We start from the raw sequence: 23,629 nt of genomic DNA on the forward strand, positions 1-23,629 counted from the left end.
TCGTTGGGTGCGAACGGTCAGTTCTTGGTGACACCGTCCAGCAGCAGGAAGAACGACGGCTGCAGCTCGAAGCCCTCGACCCGGGTGCTGGTCACCGCGTTCTGCTTCCAGTTGGCGATGAAGGCCCAGGGCGCATCCTCATGGACGATCTCCTGCATCTCCTTGTAGAGCCTGGCCCGCTCCGCCTGGTCGGTCGCCTTGCGGGCGTCCTCCAGCAGGGTGTCCACCTTCGGGTTTGAGTAATAGCCCGAGTTGAAGCCGCCCTTGTCCGGGAAGGCGTCGGTGCGCAGGGCGAGATACGGCAGGGTGTCCGGATCGTTGGTCATCCAGGCCATCTCCGCCATGTCGGCCTTGCCCTCCAGGCCCGGGTTCACCTTGCCCAGGAAGGTATTCCACTCGTAGGTCTCGATGGTCACGTCGAGGCCGACCTCGGCCAGATCCGCCTGAATGGCGGAGCCCATGGCGATCGGGTCGAGCATGCCGGAGCCGCCCTCGGTGACGTAGAAGGTCAGGCTGGCGCTCTCGGCTCCGGCCTCCTTCAGCAGCGCCTTCGCCTTCTCCGGGTCGTGCGGATAGGGCTCCAGCGCCTCGTTATAGGCCCAGGCGAAGGCCGGCGGGGTCGGGCCGGCGGCGATCGCCGCGGTGCCCTGCAGCACGTTCTCGACCAGCGCCTTCTTGTCGATCGCGTAGTTCACCGCCTGGCGCACCTTCCTGTCGGCCATCGGGCCTTCCTTGGCGTTCAGGATCAGGAACCACAGATGCGGGCCGGCCTGCTCGAACACGGTGTAGGAGGCGTCGTCGGCGAAGGTCGACAGATTGTCCGGCGGCACCTCCACCATCACGTCGATCCCACCGGACAGCATCTCGGCGACCCGGGTGTTGGCGTCGGTGATCGGGCGGAAGACGACGGCCTTCAGATCCGGCGCCCCGCCCCAGTAGTCCGGATTGGCCTCGACCACGACCTTGGCGTTGGACTCCCACTCGACGAACTTGAAGGGACCGGTGCCCGACGGGTTGCGGCCGAAATCCTCGCCATGCTCCTCTACCGCGGCCGGCGAGACGATCAGCCCCGTCGGATAGGCCAGATTGGACAGGAACGGCGCATAAGGCTCCTTCAGCCGGAAGACGACGGTCTTGGGATCGGGCGCCTCGACGCTGTCGACCGAGCCGAAGAAGAAGCTCAGCGGAAACGGCCCGGTATCGTGGAACGGATGGGACTCGTCGAGCATGCGGTCGAAGTTGAACTTCACCGCCTCGGCGTCGAGCGCCGATCCGTCATGGAAGGTCACGCCGTCGCGCAGCGTGAAGGTATAGACCGTGCCGTCGTCGCTGACCGTCCAGCTTTCGGCCAGTGCCGGCTCGACCTCCAACGAGCCCGGCTTGTAGCGCACCAGGCCGTCATAGACGTTCATCAGGATCCGGAAGTCGTTGACCGCCGTGACCGCGTGCGGGTCCAGCGATTTCGGCTCGGCGATCTGCGCGACGATCAGGACCCCCGGGGGAGTCTGCGCCGCCGCGGTCGCGCCGAACGCCCCGAAGGCGGCAGCCACGACCAGCATCCGTCGAATGAGTGAGAACATCGGAAACTCCCCTGTCGTCACCGCGCTCCGAGACGCGGCTTGGATGATCCAGGTTGGACTGTGGTTAATTATTCATGATAAATTTATCTTCGTCAAAAATTGATCCTAATAAACCGATGCCTCGGTGATCATCGGACGGGAGGCGAAGCCCAATTGGCTGACTCAGAAGCAGAAATTGAAATTCCACCACTCGAGGTGGATCTCTCCCGATTGCAGGCGGATGTGGATGCGGTGAATGCGCTCGGCGTCGCGCCGGGGCGTGCGGGGATAAACCGGGTCAGTTTCTCCGATGCCGACATGGCAGGGCGGCGCTGGCTGATGACACGGATGGCCGATGCCGGTCTCGCCACGTGGATGGATTGCATCGGCAACGTGTTCGGGCGCTGGGACGTCAGCGACGGCCCGGCGGTCATGGTCGGCTCGCATCTGGACACGGTGGTCATGGGCGGCCCGCTCGACGGCACCCTCGGCGTCTGCGCCGGGCTGGAGGCGGTGCGGACCCTGCAGGACGCCGGACTGACCCCCAGGCGGTCGATCGTCGTGGTCTCCACCGCCGACGAGGAAGGCCGTTTCGGTGGCATGCTCGGCAGTCAGGCGATCTGCGGCGAGGTCGGGCCGGACTGGATCGCGGCCGCCGCCGACAGCGACGGCAACCGACTCAGCGATGCCTTGAGCACCCAGGGCCTCGATCCGACCGGTCCTGTGGCCTGGAGCCCGGAGAGCATCGCGGCCTTTCTGGAGCTGCACATCGAACAGGGCCCGGTCCTGGAGCGCGCCGGCCAGGCCATCGGCCTGGTCGATGCCGTCTCCGGGGTCTTCAACTGGACGGTGACCCTGACCGGTGAGGCCAATCACTCCGGCACCACGCCCATGGACCATCGGCGCGACGCCTTCCGCGGGCTGGCGGATTTCGGCCACGCGATCGACCGGATCATCGCCGAGGCGGGCGGCGAACAGAGCCGGCTGACGGTCGGCAAGGCCACCCTGTCGCCCAACTTCCCCCACAGCGTCGCCGGCACCGCCAGCTTCTCCATCATCGGCCGGGACGCCGACGAGAGCGTCATGGAGGCGCTGGCCGAGGCCTGCCGGTCCAGTCTGGCGGCGGCGGCCGAGCGTCACGGGCTGGGACTGGATATCGTCAAGCACAGCTGGCTGAAACCGACCCGCCTGGACGCCGGGATCCATCAGCGTCTGTGCCGGCTCTGCGACCGGATGGACGTGCCCTACCGGACACTGCCCTCCGGGGCCGGCCACGACGCCCAGACCTTCGCGCGACACGTCCCGGCCGGGCTGGTCTTCGTTCCTTCGGCCGGCGGCATCAGCCATGCCCCGAACGAGCACACCGAGTGGGAGAGCATCCGCCCCGGCGCCAATCTGCTGGCACAGGCGGTCGCCGACCTCGCCCTGTGAGGCATCGGGCGAGAGCCAGGCGGCGGTCGGCTTTCGCACGCCCTGACCGCGCTTGATCGGACCGCCGGCCGCAAGGCAGAGTGCGGCGGACCCCGCTCAGGACAGGCAACGCCCCTATGCCGATGGACCCCCAGACGCTCACCGCCCTCCAGGCCCGCGCCCAGGCCGCCCTGGGTCGGGCCGACTGGCCGGCGGCCGACGCGGCGCTGAGCGGACTGCTGGGAGCGGCACCGGGCTCGGCCAGCCTGCTCTACAACCGCGGGCTGGTGCGCAAGCGCCTCGGCAACCCGACCGCCGCCCTTGCCGATCTGGAGGCGGCGCTGGCGATCGAACCGCAGCACGCCAACGCCCGGTTCGAGCGGGCATCGACCCTGCTCGACATCGGCGAGTTGGAGGCGGCGGCGGAAGGCTTCGCCGCCTATCTGGCGCTGGTGCCCGACGACGACGATGCCCTGCTCAATCTCGGCCGTCTGCAGCTTCGGCTCGGCCGGCCGCATGCGGCGTCCGACACCCTGGCCCGGATCGAGGGCGACGCGCCGACCGTGGTGCTGGCCCGGGCGGAGGCACTGCGGGATCGCGGCGATGTCCACGGATGCCGGCGGCTGCTGGCGGAACTGGACGGGCACGGGGCGGAGATCGACGCCGCCCGGCTCAAGGTGGCGACCCAGGGTGCCGCCGGGCGGGTCACCCTCGACCCGGCTCAGCTCTTCGCGCCGCCGCGATAGCGCTTGCGGTACAGGCCGGGCTCGGCCTGCAGCGCGTCCTGCACGTCGAGATGGTCGGCGAGCCGGTCCGGCGCCATCTCCCCGATCTCCAGTTCCAGGGCGTCGCGCGGGACCGGGAAGCCCTGGGCGACGGGCGTGCCGGCCGGCAGCGTGCCTTCGAAGTCGGGGTCGCTCCAGACCGCCGGGAAGTGCACGGCGCCGTCGCGCCAGGCATCGCAGTCGACCAGACCGGAGACCGTTCGGAACGGCAGGTCGAGCCGGTTGACCGGATGCACGAACAGCATCGACCAGCCCTCGGGCAGCTCGACGGTCCAGAAGTTTGTGAACTTCACGATGAACTGGCCGGGACGCTCCAGCCCGGGAAACCCGGTCGCCTGCTCCGGCAGATGCACGCCCACGGGCGCGCGGCTCGGCCGTGCCCGCGCATGAGGCGGCAGGTTCCAGTCCCAGGACAACGCGCCGCCCGCGACAGCAAGATCGGCGGCGAGCGGGAACAGGATGCCGCCCTGCATGGCGTCGATGAAGGGCGGGCACTGCTTGACGGTTCGGACCGGCGCACCGGACAGCAGCGGGGCCGAAGCCTCCGCCGGCATCGTGCGCAGCCAGTCCGGCAGGGCTGTACGGGCCAGCCTGGGTTGCGGCAGGTGGTCGGCATATCCCGGCAGGCAACGCAGGGCGATCCGCATTCAGCGCTTCCGCCGCTTCAGCAGCACATGGGTGACGGCGGCGGCGATGGTGATGGCGACGAAGATCACGCCGATGGCGTTGATCATCGGCGAAAGGCCGAAACGCATGCGCGCGCCGATCTCGGTGACCAGGGTCCAGTCGCCACCGATGGCGAAGAAGGTGGTGTTGTAGTTCTCGATCGACTGCAGGAAGGCGATCACGCAGGCCGTGGCGATGGTCGGCATCAGGAACGGCAGGGTGATGCGGCGGAACACCAGCACGGGCGAGGCTCCCAGGTCCAGCGCCGCCTCTTCCAGAACGCGGTCCTGGCGCTGCAGGCGGGCCATGAACAGGAGCATGCAGTATGACGCGATGAAGGTGGTCTGCGCCACCATGGCCGTGAACAGCCCGGCCTGGACGCCGAAATAGTCCCGCCAGAAGATCATGGTGGTCACGCCGAGCACGATCCCGGGCATCAGGATCGGCGAGACCAGCACCGTGTACAGCACAGTCGTGCCGCGCGACTGCAGCCGGGTGAGGATGAAGGCGCCGGACAGCCCGAGCGGAATGGCGAAGACGATCACCCCGAGCGCGATCGCCAGGGAATTCAGCAGCCCCTGCACGAAGCGCGCATCGCCCGGCAGCTCGACGAACCAGCGCAGAGTGAAGCCCTGCCAGTCGGTCACCGACGGGGTCGGCGCCGCGTTGAAGGCGGCGGCGACCATGAACAGCAGCGGCAGGAACATGTAGGCGAAGAACAGCACCAGATAGCCGCTCATCACCGCGCCGGCCCAGTCGGTCTCGCGCTTCGGCGCGAGGCGCGGGGCGACGATCGTCGTGTTGTCCGTTGCCGCCGTCATTTCGCGATGTCCCGGATGCCGACCTTGAAGATCGCCATGTTGACGAGGATGAAGGCCACGCAGGCGACCAGCAGCGCCACCGAATAGGCCGAACCCTGGTTCCAGCTATCCGCCTCGAAGAAGCGCCGGTAGATGAGCTGGGAGAACCAGTCCGGATGCAGGCCGCGGCCGACGATCTCCGGGGCGGCGATCGATCCGGCCGAGAGCATGAAGGTCATGATCGAACCGACGGCGATGCCGGGCTTGGCGTGCGGGATCACCACGCGGGTATGGATCTTCCAGACCGACGCGCCCAGGTCGCGGGCCGCCTCGATCTGGTTCTTATCCAGGGTGTCGATGGTGTTGTAGATCGGGAACACCATGAACAGCACATAGGCGTAGATCATCACCGTGAAGACGGCGCCGTTGGAGGCGACGAAGCGGAAGCCCTCGCCGGCGTCCATGCTGATGATGCCCAGCGCATCGAACAGCCAGTTTAGGATGCCCTGCTTCTCCAGGATCATCACCCAGGAGAAGATCCGCAGCAGTTCGTTGATGGCATAAGGGATGACCAGGCCGACCATCAGCAGGGTCAGCTTCTCCTCAGACTGCATGGTCGCCGCGGCATAGGCCACCGGATAGCAGATCAGGAAGCACAGCACGGTGACGCAGAGCGCATAGAGCAGCGTCATCACGAAGATCTCGACATGCACCGCGCTCATGGTGGTGAAGTTGTCGAGCGAGTAGCTCTCCTTCATCCCGGCCTCGCCGGAAGAGGTGTCCTCCTGGGCCTCAAGCTCGGCGATCTGGGCGTTCAGCTCGCCGATCCTGGCTTCCGCCCCGGCGCGTTCGGCTGCTGACAGGCCCCCGCCCGGCGAGGGGGTCAATCCCGGTGAGGGCGTCAACCCTGGTGAGGGAGTAAGACTGGGCGCCGGGGTGGGGCTCGGGGTCAGCGAGGGCGACGGGAATCCGGAACCGCCACCGCTCCCCTCGCCCGCCTTCAGGCGCTGCTCCAGCTTGAATTTCTCGGTGTAGAGCCGGTCGATCTCCAGGGCCAGCATGGCGGTCTCGCCGCCGCGATCCTCGTAGATGAAGGCACGCTCGATCATGCGGATCTGCGGCACCAGGATCAGCCCGACGATCCAGGCGACGATCAGCCCGACGAACAGCGCCGTCAGACCCCGTCCATAGGTGCGGACCAGTTCACTCACGGGCCAGCTCCCCCGTCGGCATCACCACCGCGTCGCCATGGTCGAAGCCGACCGTCTGGGTCCCGGTGAACTCCTGCCCGGCGGTGCCGGAATTGGTCAGATGCAGCGCCAGGCTGTGACTGCCGGCGCGCACGAACAGGTTCACGAACGGCCCCTCCAGGTCGCGGCGCTCGACTTCGGCCTCGATCCGGTTGGCCGGGTCGCCGGTACCGTTGGCGATCCGCATCCGTTCCGGTCGCACGAAGATCATGGCGTCGGTGCCGTCGCTCAGGCCCCGGTTGTCGACGCCGAACAGCCGTCCCAACGGCGTCTCCAGGCAGGCATAGCCGTTCTCGCGCCCGACCACCCGGCCGCGCAGCACGTTCTGCTCGCCGACGAAGGTGGCGACGAAGGGGGTAGCCGGGGCGTTGTAGATGTCGGCGGCGGGGCCGACCTGCTCGATCCGGCCGAGATTCATCACCGCGACCCGGTCGGACATGGTCAGCGCCTCGCCCTGGTCGTGGGTGATATAGATGAAGGTGACGCCGGTCTTGCGCTGGATCGCCTTGAGCTCGGCGCGCATGTGCTGGCGCAGCTTCAGATCCAGAGCGGACAGCGGCTCGTCGAGCAGCAGCACCGCCGGCTCGACCGCGAGGGCGCGGGCGACGGCGACGCGCTGACGCTGACCGCCGGAGAGTTCGGTCGGTTTCTTGTCGCCCTGGCCGGTCAGCGCCACCAACTCGAGCAGTTCGTCGGCCCGCTTGCGCCTGGCGGCCTTGCCGACGCCGCGCGCTTCGAGCCCGAAGGCCACGTTCTCCCACACCGTCATCAGCGGGAACAGCGCCAGGTTCTGGAAGATCAGGGCGGTCGGTCGCCGGTTCGGGCCGATGCCGTTCATCTCCTGGCCGCCGATCGCCACCCGGCCCCGGGTCGGGTCGATGAAGCCGGAGATCATCCGCAGGATCGTCGTCTTGCCGCAGCCGGACGGCCCCAGGATCGAGAAGAACTCGCCGGCATGGATGTCGAGATCGGTGTCGTGAACGGCGGTGAAACCGTTCGGATAGGTCATGCTCACGCCCTTGAGGGCGACGTCCTGCCCGTGCATCGCTGCGGCCCCACTCAAAGAGGACGCCCGGGGCCGACACGCGGCCCCGGGCGAGGATGGCAACGCGATCAGGCGTTGGTGATCTTGTCGACGTATTCCTGGCGCAGCGGCGCGAACCACGGGGTATCGGCCTGCCACCACCACAGGTTGGCGAGGTTCTGCGCGTTATAGACCTCGTTGAACTGGGCCTTGTACTCCGCGCCCGCGTGCTCGGCGGCGCCGGCGACGGCGGAGTTGTAGCCGGTGTTCTTGGAGAACAGCCCGGCCATCTTCGGGTCCAGCATGGCGTTGATGAAGGCATAGGCCTGCTCGATGTTCGCCGCACCGGACGGAACGCCCATGGAATCCATCCAGGTGATGCCGCCTTCGGTCGGCATCCGGTACTTCCACTTGGCGTCCTCGCGGTTCAGCAGGAGGCCGGTGGTGTCCCAGGTCTGGCCGATATTGGCGCCGGCTTGCTTGAAGGCGTTGGTCGCCTCGGTCGCGTTGTTCCAGAACGCCGCGACTTTGTCCTTGTTGGCGATGATGTAGGCGGCGCAGGCGTCCCACACGCGACGGGCGTCCTCTTCGGACTTGTAGACGTCGAGCATGCGGTTCGACTTGATCTCACCCTTGGCGTCCAGATACAGGCCGACGCCCATGATGACCGACTTCTGCCGGAACGCGGACTTCGCGCCGTCCTGGAACAGCGAGCCGTAGGAGACCTCGTCGAGCGGCATCGCGTTGCTGTCGAAGGTCACCGCCTCGGTGCCCCAGTCGAACGGCAGCAGCATGCGGTCGCCACGATAGGTGGCGCCCAGCGAGACGCTGTCGCGGACCATGGACGGGATCAGCTTGTCCATCTGGACCTTGGACTCGTCGAGCGGCTGCAGCAGACCGTCGGGATAGTAGTTCGGACCGTTGGTCACGGACGGGAAGATCACGTCGAAGCCCTTGCCGCCGGCGGCCTTCAGCTTCTGTTCGGCCTCGTCGTTGGACCCGAAGGTGGACAGGTTGATCGTGATGCCCGTGTCCTTCTGGAACTTCTCGATCATGTTGGCCTGGATGTAGTCACCCCAGGCGAAGACGTTGACGGTGCCGGAGGACGCGAGAGCGTCCTGGGTTTTGAGGATCGCGGGCGCGGCGAGCGCGACACCGGCGATCGCGGTGCTTTTCAGCAGCGAACGGCGGGAGATCGTCATAACGGATGGCTTCCTCGAAAATATCTGCCCCTGACCGAACCGGGCGGCTCGATCCGGGAGATTCCTAGCGCCAATCGGCAACCGAACCGTTTCAACTCGGAGACGGTTTGGTGACAGTTGGCGTCAGAGCCGACCCGGATCGGCCGGGCAGAGCCCCGCGCCCGCCGCAGGGCCGCGGATCAGCCATGGACCTTATCGGAGTCCGGCCGTCCTCGATCATCGCGACGAGGCTGAGCAGGTGCCCGTTCGCCCGCCTCGGACGCTTGACGATTTCGCCATGGGCTGCATGCCGGTGAGCGGTGACGGCGCCGTCACATCCAGTAGTATTTCAAGGCATAGTGGTCGTGCAGCGCCGCCTCGACATCGCGGGTCAGCGGCCCCGGCCGGTCGGGGTCGTAGGCCGGGCTGTTCTTTACCTGCTCCCGGGTCAAGGTCACGCTGGCCGAGCGATCGGCCCAGGTGATGTCGCTGGCCGATGCCGGCGAGATCAGTACCTTGCGTCCGCCCGGTAGCCAGTTGCGCGTATCCACCACGAAGTAGCGGATCACCCAGGCAATCTCGTCCACCATGAAGTCCTCGACATGGCCGATTTCGCCATCGGTGGCCTGGATGTCATAGCCCTCCACCTCGTCGGCGCTGCGCAGATTGGGGTCGCCGCGCCCTTCCGCCTCTTCCCGGACCCGGCTTGGCGGCGCATCGTGGCCCGGCAGGACATCTTCGGTCAGCGGCACGGCCGGCGCTCCCATCACGCCGGCGGGATACACCTCCCAGTACGGTTGCCAGCCGTAGTGGCCGTGCAACGCGACCTCCTCCTGGCGCGAGACCGGCCGGTCGGTCTCCACGCCGGGCGCGTCCTCCACCTGCTGGCGGGTCATCTCGACCGCCACACTGGCGCCGCCGATATTCACGCCGGCGATCGACTGGGGAGAGATCAGCACCTTGCGGCCGAACAGCCATCCGGTATCGACGACGAGGTAGCGCACCGACCAGGTATGATCGTCGAAGAACAGGTTGCTGACCTTTCCCAGCGATCCGTCGGTGGCGGCGATGTCGTATCCCTTCAGTTCACTCAATTTGAGAGCCATTTGTCCTCTCCGCGTTCTGTTCCGCGCGGCCCTGAGGCAGGCCCGTGAGAGCCGACCCGGGGGCAGACCCCGGTGCGCTCCAGCGGACCGCGGAGGCCGCGCATGTGTTTCGGACAGGCCGTTGCGGTCTTGCTGACGACCGTCGGAGAGCCTTACCGGCCTGTAGCGGCCCAGGCGGATATTGAAGCCCTCGGCGACGCCCGACCTGCAAGCGTCCCGTCCGATTTTCGGGGAAACGTCGTGCCGGAGCCGTGGTTCCAAGAGCCGGCCGCCGATGGCCGCAGCCGCCGTTCACATCGGCACAAGAGGAGCCGTGGCAGAGCCAGTCGGCGAAGCCGGCCGCCAGCCACAGCGGGATCACACCTTAGATCAGGATCAGGGCAGCCGGATCGGACAGCAAGACAGTCCTCAGTTTCGATGATGCGCCGCCCCTGAAGGCACAACGGGGGATCGCCCCCCGGCTGCATACGGGTGGCCGCGTTCTTCGGATTCTTCCGGAACCGACTTCCGTCCGTGCCGTTTCCCTTTCATGAAAACCGGGAGATCCGATCATGCAAATGCTGCGTCGATCGTTCCTTCTCGGGGTCTCCGCTCTGGCCCTCGCCGCGGGGGCTCAGGCGCGTGAGTATCGAGGAGGCGGATCGCGAGGACGGCAACCGACCGGACGACACGGTCATGCGGCTCGGCTCGGAGATCTACGCCACCCAGTGCGCGGCCTGCCATGGTCCGGAGGGCAAGGGGGTGCCTGGAATGTTCGCGACCCTGGCCGGTTCGTCCCTCGTTCACGCCCGCAATCCGACGACCCTGATCCGGCTGGTGCTCGACGGCGCCCGGGCGGTTCCGACGGACCGGTACCCGACCCCGGTCGCCATGCCGGCCTTCGACTGGAAGCTCAGCGATGCCGAATTGGCCGCAACGCTGAGCTATGTGCGGAACGCCTTCGGCAACGACGCCGAGGCGGTGTCCGAAGAGGCTGTCGCGGACATCCGCGGCGCCGAGTGAATGCGCTTGCACGATTGAGGACCCGATGACGGAACGAGAACGTGCCGAAGACTGGTGGAAGGGCGCGATCATCTACCAGATCTATCCGCGCAGCTTCCTGGACACGACACGCAACGGGATCGGCGACCTGCGGGGCATCACCGGGAAGCTGGACTATGTCGCCTCGCTCGGTGTCGACGCGATCTGGATCTCGCCCTTCGTTAAATCCCCGATGTTCGATTTCGGCTACGACGTATCCGACTATCTCGCGGTGGACCCGCTGTTCGGCGATCTGCAGGACTTCCGCGAGTTGCTCAACGGCGCCCACGACCGGGGCCTGCGGGTGATCATGGACCAGGTGCTGTCGCACACGTCCAGCCATCACCCCTGGTTCCTGGAAAGCCGCGAGTCCCGGGATAACCCCAAGGCCGACTGGTACGTCTGGGCCGACAGCCGCGACGACGGCACCCCGCCGAACAACTGGTTATCGGTGTTCGGCGGATCGTCCTGGCAGTGGGAACCGCGGCGCGGGCAGTATTATCTGCACAATTTCCTGCGCGAGCAGCCCGACCTGAACTTCCACAACCCCGAGGTTCAGGAAGCGATGCTGGCGGTGTGCCGGTTCTGGCTCGATCTCGGCGTGGACGGCTTCCGCCTCGATGTCTGCACCTTCTACGCCCACGATCAGCAGCTGCGGGACAATCCGCCCAACCCCGAGGTGCCGGAAGGCGAGGCGTTCGAGTTCAACCCGTATTCCAAGCAGCTTCACGTCCACGACATCGTCCGGCCGGAGACCGTCACCTTCCTGGAGAGGCTGCGGGCGCTCTGCGACGGTTACGGCGATCGTGTGCTGCTGGGCGAGTTGAACCAGAGCGACGCGGTGAACACGCACCGGGAGTACACCGCGGTCAGGCGCCTGCAGCTCGCCTATGGCTACTGGCTGCTCGGCGCCCACGAAATCCCGCCGTCCCTGCTGCGCAGCGTCGCGCAGGATCTCGGACATGGCGCCGAGAGCGGCTGGCCGTGCTGGGCGCTGGACAACCACGACTTCTCCCGCGCCGTGACCCGGCTCGGGCGGGAGTCCTGTCCGGAGGCGGTGACCGTTCTGCTGGCGGCACTGTTCTGCATGCGCGGAGCCTGCTGTCTGTACCAGGGCAGCGAATTGGGTCTGCCGCAGGCCGAGGTCCCGTTCGACCGGATCACCGATCCCTACGGTCGTGAGTTCTGGCCCGCCTATAAGGGACGCGACGGTGCCCGCACGCCCATGCCCTGGCAGGCGCAGGCGCCCTATGGCGGCTTCTCCGAGGTCGAGCCGTGGCTGCCGGTGGTGCCTTCGCATCTCGACCTGGCCGTGGACCTTCAGGATGCCCTGCCGGGATCGACCCTCAACCGGATCCGACGGTTCCTGACCTGGCGCCGCGAAGAGCCGGCGCTGAAGGCGGGCGGCATGGATTTCGTCGAGGCCGATGAGCGGGTTCTGGTGTTCCGCCGCACCCTCGGCGAGGAGACGATCACCTGCGCCTTCAACTTCACCGATGCCGAGATCGCTTTGGAGATGCCGGAAATCGAGGTGGGCGTGCCCCTGGATGGGCATGGCTTCGGTGGCGTGAGACGGGAGCGGGAGATCCATCTGCCGGCCTGGGGCGCGTTCTTCGCAAAGGCGGCATAGGGAATATCACCATCAGAAGTGCATATCGGATCGTGTGATTTTCCCCTGTCTTCGGTGACTTGAAGACGGCGTTGCGCCAAGGGTTATGAGGAGAGCGATGAAACTTCGGAAGATCGGCAAAGCGGAAACCAGCGACTATGAGCAGAAATGGTGGCGCGGGGCGACGATCTACGAGATCTATGTCCGCAGCTTCCGCGACAGCAACGGTGACGGCATCGGCGATCTCGGCGGCGTGCTGGAGAAGATCGACCACATCGCGTCGCTGGGAGTCGACGCCGTCTGGCTGTCGCCGTTCTACAAGTCGCCGCAGAAGGACTACGGCTACGACATCGAGGATTTCCGACTCGTCGACCCGAGCGCCGGGACCATGGAGGACTTCCTGCGGCTGCGCGATGCGGTGCACGCCCGGGGCATGCGGCTGCTGCTGGATTTCGTGCCGTGCCACACCTCCGACCAGCACCCCTGGTTCCAGGAGAGCCGGTCGAGCCGGGACAATCCGAAGGCCGATTGGTACGTCTGGGCCGATCAGCGGGCGGACGGCTGTCCGCCGAACAACTGGCTGTCGTCCTTCGGCGGGACCGCCTGGACCTGGGAGCCGCGCCGCTCGCAGTACTACTATCATCCCTTCCTGACCGAACAGCCGGCGCTGAACCTCCACAACGAGGAGGTCCTCGACCACATCATCCAGGAGATGGAGTACTGGTGCTCACAGGGCGTCGACGGGTTCCGCATCGACGCGGTGCAGTGCCTGTCCTGGGACAGGGATCTTCGCGACAACCCGCCGGTCGGCCGCGAGGGATCGCATGTGATGTTCGGCGGCGGCCCGACCAATCCGTTCGCCCGTCAGCACCACCTCTTCGACCGCAACGCCGAGGGCACCGAGGAGATCCTCGCCCGGTTCCGACAGTTCGCCGACGAGCAGGAATGCGTGCTGATCGGCGAGCTGGCCGATATCGATACGCCCCTGGCCGCGCCGGACCTGACCGGCCAGGGACGCCGCCTGCATGCGGTGTACGATTTCAACCTGATCAACTGCCCCTCCGATGTGGAGGCCCTGACGGAGCAGCTTCGGCGGCGCGAAGAGCTGATGGGCGCGAGCTGGGTCTACAACGTACTTACGAACCACGACTCGACCCGCGCCCTGAGCAATCTCACCTATTTCGCCGTCGACACCTATCCCAAGCAGGCCGCCAAACTGCTGCTCTTCATGCAGCTCACGCTCAAGGGCGGCTGCATCCTCTATCAGGGCGATGAGCTCGGGCTGCCACATCCGCACCTGGAGTATGAGGATATCGTCGACCCCTGGGCCAAGGCGTTCTGGCCGACCTTCGAGGGCCGCGACGGCGCGCGCACCCCCATCCCCTGGTCGGCCGACGCACCGCAGGCGGGGTTCTCGGACGGCAAGCCCTGGCTCCGGGTGCCCGAGGAGCATCTGTCCTTCGCGGTGGACAGGCAGGAGGAGGACGCGGACTCGGTCCTGAACTTCCTGCGCCGTCTGATCGCCTGGCGCCGGAACCAGCCGACACTGCGCTTCGGCGACGAGCAGATCTCGCGTTGGGAGCGGGCACCGATCATCACCTGGCGCCGCTGCCACGCCGGCAGCGAGCTGCGCGCCATCGCCAATTTCGCCACCGATCAGGCGTTCCTGCCTCTCGACGAATGCTGGCGGCCGATGCGGGTGCCCGGCGGGGTGACCCGACGCCAGGAACATGGCCTGCCCCTGGGGCCGCTGGAATTCGCGGTGGTCACGGAGGACAACCAAGGAGGGGCGAAACCCGCCTCCGCGTCAGACGAGACGTAGAGCAGATCGTGGGGTGACGGGATCGCGTCAGCTTGCGTGGCTCCGCTCTATCGTATTGTCTCCACCGGGCGCGATCGGAGAAGCCTGACATGCGAAGGCCGGCCCCGAAGGACCGGCCCCGCAAGCCGCCAGGAACGGAAGCTCAGTTGGTCGCGCCGACCGTCTTCACGAGCGCCTCGTAGGTTTCGCGCTCCTTCATCATGACCGCCGCCGCGGCATCGCCGCCCCGGTAGGTCATGTCCATGAACCGCTTCTCGCCGACATTCTGAACCATCTCGCTCTGCACCGCCGGCTCCAGCGCGGCTGCGATCTTGTCGACGATCTCCTTCGGCGTGCCGGCCGGGGCATGCAGGGAGATGTGGGACGTCACGCCGAACGGGAAGCCCAGCTCCTTCATGGAGATCAGGTCGGGCGCCAGCTTGAGGCGCTCGTAGGAGGCTGCGAACAGGGCCTTCGCATCCCCCGCCTTGACGATCGGCGCCCAAGAGCCGCCGGAGAACGCCACGTCCACGTCGCCGGCCATCACCGCCTGCACCGAGCCGCTGCCGCCGCTGACCGGCACCGGGATGAATTCAACGCCGCGCTCCTTGGCGATGTACTGCATCACCAGCCGGTCGAGCGCCAACTGGCTCGCGCCCTTGATCGCCCGGTTCTCGGATTTCACCGTCTCGATCAGGCCGTCGAGCGTGTCGTAGGGCTGCTTGGTGCCGGTGAAGAAGGCGTTCTGGAACTCGCCGATGATCGCCACGTGCTCGAAGCTGTCCATGTCGTACAGCGCCTTCTGCACGAGCGGAGCCAGGGTGATCGACGTCGAGTTGGTGGCCAGAAGCGTGTAGCCGTCCGGCTTGTCCTTGGCGACCTTGGTCGCCGCGACGCCGCCGCCGGCACCCCCCACGTTCTGGACCAGGATCGGCTGGCCGAGCTTCTCGCCCAGGGCGTCGGTCAGCGCGCGGATCGAGATGTCGGTGCCGCCGCCGGCCGGATAGGCGACCACGATGGTGATCGGTTCCGTCGGCCATTCCGCCGCCCGTGCCGTCGAGCCGGGCGCCGCCGCCAGGGCCACGGCCGATCCGGCCAGAGCGGCCATCGCCATGCGTCGCGTCAGGAGCCGTGTCGCGGTGTGAAGATATCGTTTCATCATTTTCCTCCATCTGATTCGTGTTTTTTATTGGTATGCGTTTCCAGTCTCTTCGCCCGGCAACCGCAGAACATCGCGACGCGGGTACCGGCTGCGTGCCTGCCGCTTAGCGGTCTCCCCCTTCTGGCGGTGTGTCGCTCGGTCCGTCGGTCGGCGTGGCCGCCCGGTCGATCTGCATCGACCGCGCGCCGGCGATCGCGAACCGCCAGATCGAGAACACGGCGAGCAGCAGGAACAGAATCGCGATCGGGTGATCGATCAGCGCGGCGGGGTTGGAGTCGGAGATGATCAGCGACTGCCGGATCGTCAGCTCCGCCATCGGGCCCAGCACGTAGCCGACGACGAACGTCACGAACGAGTAGTCGAACTTCTTCATGAAGTAGCCGACGAACCCGAACACCAGCATCAGATAGACGCCGAACATGCCGCCGGCTTCCATGTAGGCGCCGACGATGCACAGGAAGACGATGACCGGCAGCAGCACGCTTTTGCGGATCTGGATGACCATGCTGAAGATGCGCTGTCCGAACAGCCCGACCAGCAGCAGCGCCGCCGAGGCGAGCAGCATGCCGAGATAGATGCCGAACACCACGGAGCCGCTCTCCTTGAACAGGAACGGCCCCGGGGTCAGTCCGTGCATCATGAACGCCCCCATCAGCAGCGCCGTCGACAGGCTGCCGGGCACGCCGATCGCGAAGACCGGGATGAGGGCCGCCGGCACGGTCGCGTTGTCGGCCGATTCCGATGCCGCGACACCCTCCGGCGCGCCTTTCCCGAAGGCCTCCGGCGTCTTCGAGCTCTGCCGCACCCAGGTATAGGCGAGGAACGACGCCAGCGTCGCGCCCAGGCCCGGCAGAATGCCGACCAGCGTGCCGACCAGCGAGCCCCGCAGGATCGACGGCGCGACCTGCACCGCATCCTTCATGCCGAACACCGGCTCGGAATCCTTGGCCTTGTCGGCGGCGACCTGCGGATAGCGGTGGTCGCCGCGCCAGCCCTCGTCGATCTGCACCAGGATCTCGGACAGGGCCAGCGTGCCGATCGCCACCGCCAGCAGCGGGATGCCGTCATAGAGCTCGAGCAACCCGAAGGTCATGCGCGGCAGCCCGGTCTCGATATCGATCCCCGGTGCCGACAGCAGCAACCCCAGTATCCCGGCGATAAGCGCCTTGTAGAAGGAATCGCCCGAGACCGCGGCGATGAAGGTGATCGAGAAGATCAGGATCGACGCCAGCTCGATCGGCCCCAGACCGATGGCGAAGCGTGCGACCGGTTGCGCCAGCAGAATCAGGACGACGGTGGCCAGCAGGTCGCCGACCACCGAGGCCACGAGGGCGATGACCAGCGCCTTCTGCGCCTTGCCCTGCTTGGTCATCGGGTATCCGTCGTAGGTCGTGACCACGGCGGACGGCTCGCCCGGCACGTTCAGCAGGATCGCCGACACGGCGGCGCCGGCCGCCCCTCCCTTGTTGATGCCGATGAGGAAGGACAGCGCCGCGGCCGGCGGCATCGTGAAGGTGAACGGGATGGCCAGGGCGATCGCCGTCGTCCGGTTCATGCCCGGCAGGGCGCCGACGATATAGCCGATCAGCACGCCGAGGATGATGTATCCGATCACCGTCGGAGTGAGGATCTCTCCCGCAGCGATGGACATGTATTCGATCATGTTCGCCTCAGGGCCATGGTCGCTTCAGGGGAGCGGCGCGCGGAGCACGTAGGTCGCCAGCAGATAGACCGCCGCGACCGGCAGCGTGGCGGTCGCCAGGACCCGGATCACGCTGCGCTCGCCCAGGAACAGCATGAAGGCCGCAATCAGCAGAGGGCCGCCGACGATCATCCCGAAGAAATCGATGACCACGGCGCCGGCGACCACCAGCGCGGCGGCGATAGCGAACATCAGCAGATTGCGCAGGCGTATCGGCGCCTGCTGCAGCGTGCCGCCGGCCCGGAGCCGGAACCAGGCCTTTGTCGCCAGAGCAATCGCGAGCAGCGTCAGGCCGATAGACAGAAGAGTCGGGAAGAATGTCGGAGGCAGGCCGAAATACATCCCCTCCTCGGTATCGAGGGGGATGACGACGAAAATCAGAAGTACGCCGACGAGCGCAAGAGCAATGCCGCCGGCCAGATCAGCCTTCTCCACGACCTAGACTTCCTCCCGACCGCCACGCGTTGATTTTTTATTGGAGCGGTTTGATTTGGCTGGAACCGGTTCGCGGACCGGGTCCAAAACCATAGTAAGAGGCGATTAGGGTATGTCAATCAGCCAATACTACAATCTGAACCGGCACGACCGGCTGGAACCACCGCAAACCGGGACGATCGAGACGCGGCGTTTTCGCCACCCGCACGGCACCCGGCACGGATAACGCGAACAGTCTTGCCGGATAAGGGATGAGACGACGCGAGGAGTCGCACCGGATGACTCTCCCCGGAACGCCAAGCGCCGGCGGCCACCGCCATGGCTGACGGCGGGCGCCCTGCGATGCGCTGGCCGGCGGCTCAATCCGCGGCGCCGACTTCCTTGCGGTAGTCCTCAATCGTCTCCGCGACCGTGCGCATGCTGTCGAGCGCGGCCGGGAACCCGCAATAGATCGCGGTTTGCAGGATGATCTCCACGACCTTTTCCTCGGTGACGCCGTTCCGCAGCGCCCCGCGGACATGGGCGCGCAGCTCGTGCGACCGGTTCAAGGCGGTCAGCATGCCGATGTTCAGCATGCTCCGCTCCTGCTTCGACAGGACCGGCCGCTGCCAGATGTCGCCCCAGGCCCACTCGGTCACCATTTTCTGGAGGGTGGCCGTCAGGTCGGTCACCCCGGCGAGCGAGCGGTCGACATGCGCGTCGCCCAGCACTTCGCGCCGCATCGCGACGCCCTTCTCGAACAATTCGGTCTGGAATTCCGGCCTCGTGCTCATCGCGGTTCCTCTCGTCAGCTGGGATCGGTGTCGGACAGAGAACGATGATGCACGGCCAGATCGACCCGCGCCACCCATCACCATATTGTATGATGAGAATATTGTCGAACGACCGACCTGCACCGGCGTGAGCTAATAGACCAGCCGTCAGGCCGGTGGCGCACCTGCCGCTGGCTCGCATTCCCGTATTATTGTATGATCTGAAACCGATGGTCCGGTGCGGCGATGCCGGGCAAAGGCGACACGACAGGTCCCGCCGGGGGGATAGCGGCGGACACAGCGACGGGGCAGCGAACGGCAGATGCGACTATGACTGATTCCGATGCCGCTTTCCGCGTCGAAAAGGTCGCGGCCCCGCTGCGCTACAGCGTCACCGAAAGCATTCGCAGCGCGATCGCGGCCGGTCGGTTCAAGGCCGGCGACCGCCTCCCCGAACGCGAGCTGTGCGAGCTTACCGGCGTCAGCCGGACCCTGGTCCGCGAGGCCATGCGGCAGCTGGAGTCCGAAGGGGTCATAACCGTCGAACCCCATCGCGGTCCGTTCGTCGCCCGGCTCTCCCGCGCCCAGGCCGAGGGCGTCTACCAGGTGCGAATCGAACTGGAGGGGCTGGCGTGCCGGCTGTTCGCCGAGAACGCGACCGACATCCAGCGCCAGGCCCTGAAGGACGCCTTCAAGGATCTGCAGGCGGCGGCGCGGCGCGCCAATCCCCAGAACCGCCTGCGCACGAAGAACCAGTTCTATGCCTGCATGATCGAAGGCGCCCAGAACGAGGCGCTGGGGAGCTGCCTGCACATTCTCAACTCGCGCATCAGCCTGCTGCGGGCGACGTCGATGACCGCCCCCGGGCGCATCAAGAAGAGCATCGCCGAGCTGTCGAGCCTGATGGAGGCCCTGATGGCGCGCGATGGCGAGCGCGCCTGCCAGCTCGGGCAGCAGCATGTCCGCATGGCCGCCGAGGCGGCGCTGAAGCTGCTGTCGACCGATGAGGCCGACTGACAGCCGCCGCCCGTCCCGATGCTCTCCTGAGCGCGCCGCCGCGGCCGCCGTTTTCGCCGCCGTTTTCGCCGCCGTTTCCACCGACGACCCAGGGACTGTATCCGCATGCCGACCACAGCCACACCGGAATACGAGCTCTTCGCCATCCGCTACGCCACCCGCGATGCGCAACGCCGCGACCACTTCATCGGCGGCGATCCGCATGAGGGGCCGATGCCGATGGACTATTTCGTCTGGGTCGCGATTGCCGATGGCAGTGCCATCGTCATCGATACCGGCTTCAAGGAGGACGTGGCGATCCAGCGCAAGCGCACCTTCCTGCGCTGTCCGATCGAGACGCTCGGACGCCTCGGTGTCGATCCGACCCGTGTCTCCGACGTCGTGCTGACCCACCTGCATTACGATCACGTCGGCAATTTCGATCTGTTTCCCAGCGCGGCGTTCCATCTCCAGGAAACCGAGATGCACTACGCCACCGGGCGCTACATGCGCTATCCGCGCCTCGCCCATTCCTTCGAGGTGGAGGATGTCTGCGGCATCGTGCGGCTGAACTTCGCGCGCCGAGTGACCTTCTACGACGGCGACGCCACGGTCGCGCCGGGCATCCGCGTGCACCGCGCCGGCGGGCATTCGGCCGGGCTGCAGTTCGTCAGCGTCAACACGCGGCGCGGCTGGGTCGTGGTCGCCTCGGACGTCACCCACTTCTACGAGAACATGGAGTCCGGCCGGCCGTTCGTCACCGCGTTCCATATCGGCGAGATGCTGGAAGGTTTCGACCTGCTGCGCGCGGTCGCGCCGACGCCGGATCACATCGTCCCCGGACACGACCCCCTGGTCATGAAGCGCTATCCGGCCGCCGCACCCGACCTGGACGGCATCGCCGTGCGCCTCGACGTGGCGTCGGTCGCCGAGACAGGATGACGTCCCGGCGTTGACAGGCGATCAACGCGGCTGGATCGGCATCGGGCCGGAAGACGGCCACCCAGCAAGCTGGAAGCCGGCCGGGATGACCAAATATCCCCCATGCCGGCCGGCCAGCGGCGGCTCGCGGCCAGATTTTCTGACATCACACCAAACAGTGCTTTGTTGTCCCCCAGCGAATGTCCGCCTTGGGTCGATACTGTTGAGCAACGGTCATCGGCCAAAGATTTGACAATGCCCGACCGCAGGGCCGTCCCAGTTCTTCGATCTCACGCCTTTCGGCGGAAAGCGTTCTCCAGCCTGATCGCCAGGGCCGCCGCCGGGATCGATACCAGCAGGAAGAACGTTCCGACCAGGGTCATCGGCTCCAGATACTTGTAGTGGCTGTTGGAGTAGATATTGGCCGCGTTGAACAGTTCCACCACGGTGATCGCAGCGAGCAGCGGCGTCTCCTTGAACATGGTGATCAGGTAGTTCGCCAGTGGTGGGATCATCGGCGGGATGGCCTGCGGCAGGACGACGTGGCGCCAAGTCTGGATGGTGCTGTAGTTCAGCGAGCGCGCCGCCTCCCACTGCCCCTTGGGCACGTTCTCGATCCCGGCACGGAACACCTCGGAAGTGTACGTGCTGAAATGCAGGCCGAGGCCGATCACGCCGGCGGCGAATGGCTCCAGGAAAATGCCGAGATCCGGCAGCACGTAGAACAGGAAGTACAGCTGCACCAGCAGCGGCGTGCGGCGCACGAACTCCGACGACCAGTAGGAGGACCAGGCCACCAGCCGGCAAGGCGACATCTTCAGAATGGCCAGCGCCAGTCCCAGCACATAGGCCACCAGCGCGCCGACCAGAGTGGCTTGCACGGTGACGACCAGGCCGGCGGCGAGGCGCGGCATCACGTCATAGGCGACGGACCAGCTCCACTCCATGCTCAGGCCCCCTGCCGGACAATGGTGTTGCGGCCCTTTGAGGTCCGGCGCTCAATCCATTTCATGCCGCCGATCAGAACCGTTGAAATCAGGAAGTAGATGACCAGGATCGCCAGGAACGGCTCCAGCGTCAGGGCCGTCTGGGCCCGGATGATCTGGGACATGTAGGTCAGGTCGTTGATGGTGATCAGCGACGTGACCGCCGTCAGTTTCAGCAGTTCGATCAGCAGATTGCCGAAGGACGGAAGCATCATCGGTATGGCCTGAGGGATCAGGACGTAGCGATAGCGCTGATAGGTCGTGTAGTTGAGGGCGATCGCCGCCTCGTGCTGCTGCTTGGCGACCGACTGCAGCGCGCCGCGCACCACCTCCGAGCCGTAGCTGCCGAGGTTGCACCCGCAGGCGATGATGCCGGCCAGGATCGGCGGCAGGAAAATTCCCCACAGCGGCAGAACGAAATACATAAAGAACAGCTGCACCAGGGCCGATGTGCCCCGGAAGAACTCCAGGTAGACGATCGCCAGCCAGCGCACCGCACGGTAGGGCGACAGCCGCGCCAGTCCCACGACGAAGGAGATGACGAGAGCGAGCGCAGCACTGGCAAGGGTCAACTCGACGGTCGTGACCGTGCCCCGCCATAGCAACGGTGCGTATTCAAGGACCGCATCCATGCGCCTCTCTCCGACTGGTCATCCGTATGGCTCCCGGCGGCGACGCATCGCCGCCGGGTCTGTCAGGCTGCAGTGGGGCTCAGTTGCCCGGGCAGAAGTCGTCGCGCTTCACCGCGAGCGTCGCCTCGGCCGAGAAGCCGTAGGGCGCGACGATGGATGCGAACTCGCCGCTTTCCTTGAGCTCCTTCAGCGCCTTGTCATACATGTCGCGGAAATCGTCGTCGGCGGAATTGAACGCGGCACCGGCGCAGCCCATCGGCACGCCCTTGACCGGCATCACCAGCTCAAGGTTCGGGTCGTTGGTCTTCTTCAGAAGATCCTGAGTGCCGAGACCGGACAGCGCGAAAACCTGAACGCGGCCCTGCTGCAGCATCTTGATGCCGCTGGGCGGATCGGTGAATACCTTGATCTGCTCCGGCTTCACGCCTCGCTCCAGAGCGTAGGCTTCCTCTGCGCAACCGGCGCAGGTGGTCATGAACAACTCCGGGTTCGCCGCGATATCCTCATAGGTCTTCAGGTTGTGCGGGTTGCCCGCGGCGACGGCGAAGGCCTCGGCGCCGCAGAGATCGGGCTCGGAGTAGATGATGGACTCGCAGCGCTTCGGCTTGATGTAGAGGCCCGAGGTGGCCATATCGACGCGCCGCGCCTGCAGGGCCGGGATCATCGAGCCGTAGGGCACGAGCTGCGAGCGCAGTTCTGGAACGCCGAGTTTCTTCATCACCGCCCGGGCAACGTCCGGAGCTGCTCCGGTCACAAAGCCGTCCGGCTTGATGTCGCTATACGGCGGTTCGTTGGCGACGGCGACGATGGCGTATCCGCGCTCGCGGATCTCGTCCAGCGTGCCGGCGCCGGCCGGCATGACGGCGGCTGCGAGTGCGGCCGCGGCGATGACGGTGGCTCCGAACAGCCCCCCTGTTCTGACGTGCTTCATCGACTTCTCCATTCGTTGATGATCGACAGTGCCCCCTGTTGAGCCTTCTTGTTGTTCAGCTAGTTGATCCCGGTGAGGAACTTGCGCAGGAAACTGCGCGTCCGTTCCTCCTTGGGATTGGTGAAGATGTCCTCGGGCGAACCCGCCTCGACGATTTTGCCCTTTTCGAAGAACAGGACCCGGTCGGCGAAGTCGCGCGCGAAGTTCATCTCGTGAGTGACGGTCAGCATTGTGGTGTCCGTCTCTTCCGCCAGCTTGCGCAGGACATTCAGCACCTCCTCGACCAGTTCCGGGTCGAGCGCCGACGTCACCTCGTCGAACAGCATGATCTTCGGGTCCATCGCCAGCGCGCGCGCGATCGCCACGCGCTGCTGCTGGCCGCCGGAAAGCTGGTGGGGATAGTGGTCGCGCTTGTCGACGAGGCCGACGACCGACAGCATCTCGGCCGCCTTCTCCCGGGCCGCTGCCTTCGACTTCCGGTGGGTAAGAACCTGCGGCTGCTCGATATTCTCCGTCGCTGTCAGGTGGGGGAACAGATTGAACTGCTGGAACACCATGCCCACGCCATCGCGCATCTTGCGCAGGTGGTGCTCGCTCGCCCTGACCCGCTTGCCGCCGCGCATCTCATGCCAAAGGGGTTCGCCGTCGAGCAGGATCTCGCCGGCGCTGATATCCTCCAGGGTCATCAGAATCCGCAGGATCGTCGTCTTGCCGGATCCACTGGGTCCGATCAGCGCCAGTTTCTCGCCGGGCACGACATGCATGTTCAGGTCGTCGAGCACCTGCAAGCTGCCGAAAGACTTAGAGACGTCCTGAAACTCAATAATATTTTGCATTTGCCCCCGCAAGTCAGCATTGACCGCTTGCGCTCGCGTACCCGCGAACACACAGACAACTCCAG

The 23,629-nt window shown here is 66.2% G+C and carries 22 protein-coding genes; 7 read left to right on the plus strand and 15 right to left on the minus strand.

Going from position 1 to position 23,629, the window contains the following annotated elements; translation table 11 throughout:
* Nucleotides 1-17: 17 nt before the first annotated feature.
* Nucleotides 18-1,580, minus strand: a complete 1,563-nt coding sequence (locus G578_RS0102585) for an ABC transporter substrate-binding protein (protein ID WP_038013084.1) — start codon at nucleotides 1,578-1,580, stop codon at nucleotides 18-20.
* 195 nt (nucleotides 1,581-1,775) lie between these two features.
* On the opposite strand from G578_RS0102585, the gene G578_RS0102590 reads away from it, so the two are divergent.
* Both G578_RS0102590 and G578_RS24395 read left to right on the plus strand, forming a co-directional pair.
* Nucleotides 1,776-2,990, plus strand: a complete 1,215-nt coding sequence (locus G578_RS0102590) for a Zn-dependent hydrolase (protein WP_281169147.1) — start codon at nucleotides 1,776-1,778, stop codon at nucleotides 2,988-2,990.
* A 116-nt stretch (nucleotides 2,991-3,106) separates the two neighbouring features.
* Nucleotides 3,107-3,715, plus strand: a complete 609-nt coding sequence (locus tag G578_RS24395) for a tetratricopeptide repeat protein (protein WP_051243691.1) — start codon at nucleotides 3,107-3,109, stop codon at nucleotides 3,713-3,715.
* Here G578_RS24395 and G578_RS0102600 read toward each other — a convergent pair.
* The 6 genes from G578_RS0102600 to G578_RS0102625 form a co-directional block, all read right to left on the minus strand.
* Nucleotides 3,691-4,401 (minus strand): hypothetical protein, encoded by a 711-nt coding sequence (locus G578_RS0102600; protein WP_028792921.1) that lies wholly within the window; start codon nucleotides 4,399-4,401, stop codon nucleotides 3,691-3,693. The two genes, G578_RS24395 and G578_RS0102600, sit on opposite strands and share 25 nt — an antisense overlap.
* Complete coding sequence (locus G578_RS0102605) at nucleotides 4,402-5,241, minus strand: ABC transporter permease (RefSeq protein ID WP_028792922.1); 840 nt, start codon at nucleotides 5,239-5,241, stop codon at nucleotides 4,402-4,404.
* Complete coding sequence (locus G578_RS0102610; protein WP_028792923.1) at nucleotides 5,238-6,431, minus strand: ABC transporter permease; 1,194 nt, start codon at nucleotides 6,429-6,431, stop codon at nucleotides 5,238-5,240. Before G578_RS0102610 ends, G578_RS0102605 begins: the two co-directional genes overlap by 4 nt.
* A complete protein-coding gene (locus tag G578_RS0102615; RefSeq protein WP_028792924.1) occupies nucleotides 6,424-7,515 on the minus strand; it encodes an ABC transporter ATP-binding protein in 1,092 nt (363 codons plus the stop codon). The genes G578_RS0102610 and G578_RS0102615 overlap by 8 nt, the downstream gene beginning before the upstream one ends.
* A 68-nt stretch (nucleotides 7,516-7,583) precedes the next feature.
* Nucleotides 7,584-8,696 carry an extracellular solute-binding protein gene (locus G578_RS0102620; RefSeq protein ID WP_028792925.1) on the minus strand — a complete coding sequence of 371 codons (1,113 nt, stop codon included), beginning with the start codon at nucleotides 8,694-8,696 and terminating at the stop codon, nucleotides 7,584-7,586.
* A 311-nt stretch (nucleotides 8,697-9,007) separates the two neighbouring features.
* Nucleotides 9,008-9,781: a PRC-barrel domain-containing protein gene (locus G578_RS0102625; RefSeq protein WP_028792926.1), complete on the minus strand. Its 774-nt coding sequence runs from the start codon at nucleotides 9,779-9,781 to the stop codon at nucleotides 9,008-9,010.
* Nucleotides 9,782-10,402: 621 nt separating this feature from the next.
* Here G578_RS0102625 and G578_RS0102630 point away from each other — a divergent pair.
* The 3 genes from G578_RS0102630 (at nucleotide 10,403) to G578_RS24400 (ending at nucleotide 14,232) form a co-directional block, all read left to right on the plus strand.
* Complete coding sequence (locus G578_RS0102630; RefSeq protein WP_028792927.1) at nucleotides 10,403-10,783, plus strand: c-type cytochrome; 381 nt, start codon at nucleotides 10,403-10,405, stop codon at nucleotides 10,781-10,783.
* Between the two features lie 25 nt (nucleotides 10,784-10,808).
* Nucleotides 10,809-12,431, plus strand: coding sequence for an alpha-glucosidase family protein (locus G578_RS0102635; RefSeq protein WP_028792928.1), 1,623 nt, complete (start codon nucleotides 10,809-10,811; stop codon nucleotides 12,429-12,431).
* Nucleotides 12,432-12,528: 97 nt separating this feature from the next.
* On the plus strand, nucleotides 12,529-14,232 hold the full coding sequence (locus tag G578_RS24400; RefSeq protein ID WP_051243694.1) for an alpha-amylase family glycosyl hydrolase: 1,704 nt from the start codon (nucleotides 12,529-12,531) through the stop codon (nucleotides 14,230-14,232).
* A 142-nt stretch (nucleotides 14,233-14,374) separates the two neighbouring features.
* Here the strand turns inward: G578_RS24400 and G578_RS0102645 are convergent, their stop codons facing one another.
* The 4 genes from G578_RS0102645 to G578_RS0102660 all read right to left on the minus strand — a co-directional run bounded on the left by G578_RS0102645 (nucleotide 14,375) and on the right by G578_RS0102660 (nucleotide 18,283).
* A complete protein-coding gene (locus tag G578_RS0102645) occupies nucleotides 14,375-15,370 on the minus strand; it encodes a tripartite tricarboxylate transporter substrate binding protein (protein WP_028792929.1) in 996 nt (331 codons plus the stop codon).
* Nucleotides 15,371-15,476: 106 nt separating this feature from the next.
* Nucleotides 15,477-17,036 carry a tripartite tricarboxylate transporter permease gene (locus G578_RS0102650; RefSeq protein WP_028792930.1) on the minus strand — a complete coding sequence of 520 codons (1,560 nt, stop codon included), beginning with the start codon at nucleotides 17,034-17,036 and terminating at the stop codon, nucleotides 15,477-15,479.
* Nucleotides 17,037-17,060: 24 nt separating this feature from the next.
* A complete protein-coding gene (locus G578_RS0102655; RefSeq protein ID WP_028792931.1) occupies nucleotides 17,061-17,510 on the minus strand; it encodes a tripartite tricarboxylate transporter TctB family protein in 450 nt (149 codons plus the stop codon).
* A gap of 359 nt (nucleotides 17,511-17,869) precedes the next feature.
* Nucleotides 17,870-18,283, minus strand: a complete 414-nt coding sequence (locus G578_RS0102660; RefSeq protein ID WP_028792932.1) for a carboxymuconolactone decarboxylase family protein — start codon at nucleotides 18,281-18,283, stop codon at nucleotides 17,870-17,872.
* A 309-nt stretch (nucleotides 18,284-18,592) separates the two neighbouring features.
* Between G578_RS0102660 and G578_RS0102665 the strand changes: the two genes are divergently transcribed.
* Both G578_RS0102665 and G578_RS0102670 read left to right on the plus strand, forming a co-directional pair.
* Entirely contained in the window at nucleotides 18,593-19,279 is a 687-nt protein-coding gene (locus G578_RS0102665; protein ID WP_028792933.1) for a GntR family transcriptional regulator, read from the plus strand.
* A 105-nt stretch (nucleotides 19,280-19,384) separates the two neighbouring features.
* Nucleotides 19,385-20,200: an N-acyl homoserine lactonase family protein gene (locus tag G578_RS0102670; protein ID WP_028792934.1), complete on the plus strand. Its 816-nt coding sequence runs from the start codon at nucleotides 19,385-19,387 to the stop codon at nucleotides 20,198-20,200.
* Nucleotides 20,201-20,469: 269 nt separating this feature from the next.
* On the opposite strand, the gene ehuD is transcribed toward G578_RS0102670, so the two are convergent.
* From ehuD to ehuA, 4 genes are all read right to left on the minus strand, one after another.
* Nucleotides 20,470-21,126: an ectoine/hydroxyectoine ABC transporter permease subunit EhuD gene (ehuD, locus tag G578_RS0102675; RefSeq protein WP_028792935.1), complete on the minus strand. Its 657-nt coding sequence runs from the start codon at nucleotides 21,124-21,126 to the stop codon at nucleotides 20,470-20,472.
* Between the two features lie 2 nt (nucleotides 21,127-21,128).
* Nucleotides 21,129-21,797: an ectoine/hydroxyectoine ABC transporter permease subunit EhuC gene (ehuC, locus tag G578_RS0102680; RefSeq protein WP_038013088.1), complete on the minus strand. Its 669-nt coding sequence runs from the start codon at nucleotides 21,795-21,797 to the stop codon at nucleotides 21,129-21,131.
* A 79-nt stretch (nucleotides 21,798-21,876) separates the two neighbouring features.
* Nucleotides 21,877-22,728 carry an ectoine/hydroxyectoine ABC transporter substrate-binding protein EhuB gene (gene ehuB / locus G578_RS0102685; protein WP_028792937.1) on the minus strand — a complete coding sequence of 284 codons (852 nt, stop codon included), beginning with the start codon at nucleotides 22,726-22,728 and terminating at the stop codon, nucleotides 21,877-21,879.
* A gap of 59 nt (nucleotides 22,729-22,787) precedes the next feature.
* Nucleotides 22,788-23,615, minus strand: coding sequence for an ectoine/hydroxyectoine ABC transporter ATP-binding protein EhuA (gene ehuA / locus G578_RS0102690; protein WP_281169148.1), 828 nt, complete (start codon nucleotides 23,613-23,615; stop codon nucleotides 22,788-22,790).
* Nucleotides 23,616-23,629 lie beyond the last annotated feature (14 nt).

Origin of the sequence: Thalassobaculum salexigens DSM 19539, from assembly GCF_000423805.1 — a bacterium.
Taxonomy (GTDB): domain Bacteria; phylum Pseudomonadota; class Alphaproteobacteria; order Thalassobaculales; family Thalassobaculaceae; genus Thalassobaculum; species Thalassobaculum litoreum.

Excerpts from the sequence above, each read along its gene's own strand:
- G578_RS0102635 (WP_028792928.1), top strand. The coding sequence starts at position 10,809 with ATGACGGAACGAGAACGTGCCGAAGACTGGTGGAAGGGCGCGATCATC.
- ehuD (WP_028792935.1), bottom strand. The coding sequence starts at position 21,126 with ATGGAGTGGAGCTGGTCCGTCGCCTATGACGTGATGCCGCGCCTCGCC.
- G578_RS0102615 (WP_028792924.1), bottom strand. The coding sequence starts at position 7,515 with ATGCACGGGCAGGACGTCGCCCTCAAGGGCGTGAGCATGACCTATCCG.
- G578_RS0102585 (WP_038013084.1), bottom strand. The coding sequence starts at position 1,580 with ATGTTCTCACTCATTCGACGGATGCTGGTCGTGGCTGCCGCCTTCGGG.
- G578_RS24395 (WP_051243691.1), top strand. The coding sequence starts at position 3,107 with ATGCCGATGGACCCCCAGACGCTCACCGCCCTCCAGGCCCGCGCCCAG.
- G578_RS0102650 (WP_028792930.1), bottom strand. The coding sequence starts at position 17,036 with ATGATCGAATACATGTCCATCGCTGCGGGAGAGATCCTCACTCCGACG.
- ehuC (WP_038013088.1), bottom strand. The coding sequence starts at position 21,797 with ATGGATGCGGTCCTTGAATACGCACCGTTGCTATGGCGGGGCACGGTC.
- ehuB (WP_028792937.1), bottom strand. The coding sequence starts at position 22,728 with ATGAAGCACGTCAGAACAGGGGGGCTGTTCGGAGCCACCGTCATCGCC.
- G578_RS0102625 (WP_028792926.1), bottom strand. The coding sequence starts at position 9,781 with ATGGCTCTCAAATTGAGTGAACTGAAGGGATACGACATCGCCGCCACC.
- G578_RS0102600 (WP_028792921.1), bottom strand. The coding sequence starts at position 4,401 with ATGCGGATCGCCCTGCGTTGCCTGCCGGGATATGCCGACCACCTGCCG.
- G578_RS0102605 (WP_028792922.1), bottom strand. The coding sequence starts at position 5,241 with ATGACGGCGGCAACGGACAACACGACGATCGTCGCCCCGCGCCTCGCG.
- G578_RS0102665 (WP_028792933.1), top strand. The coding sequence starts at position 18,593 with ATGACTGATTCCGATGCCGCTTTCCGCGTCGAAAAGGTCGCGGCCCCG.
- G578_RS0102670 (WP_028792934.1), top strand. The coding sequence starts at position 19,385 with ATGCCGACCACAGCCACACCGGAATACGAGCTCTTCGCCATCCGCTAC.
- G578_RS0102645 (WP_028792929.1), bottom strand. The coding sequence starts at position 15,370 with ATGAAACGATATCTTCACACCGCGACACGGCTCCTGACGCGACGCATG.
- G578_RS24400 (WP_051243694.1), top strand. The coding sequence starts at position 12,529 with ATGAAACTTCGGAAGATCGGCAAAGCGGAAACCAGCGACTATGAGCAG.
- G578_RS0102660 (WP_028792932.1), bottom strand. The coding sequence starts at position 18,283 with ATGAGCACGAGGCCGGAATTCCAGACCGAATTGTTCGAGAAGGGCGTC.
- G578_RS0102620 (WP_028792925.1), bottom strand. The coding sequence starts at position 8,696 with ATGACGATCTCCCGCCGTTCGCTGCTGAAAAGCACCGCGATCGCCGGT.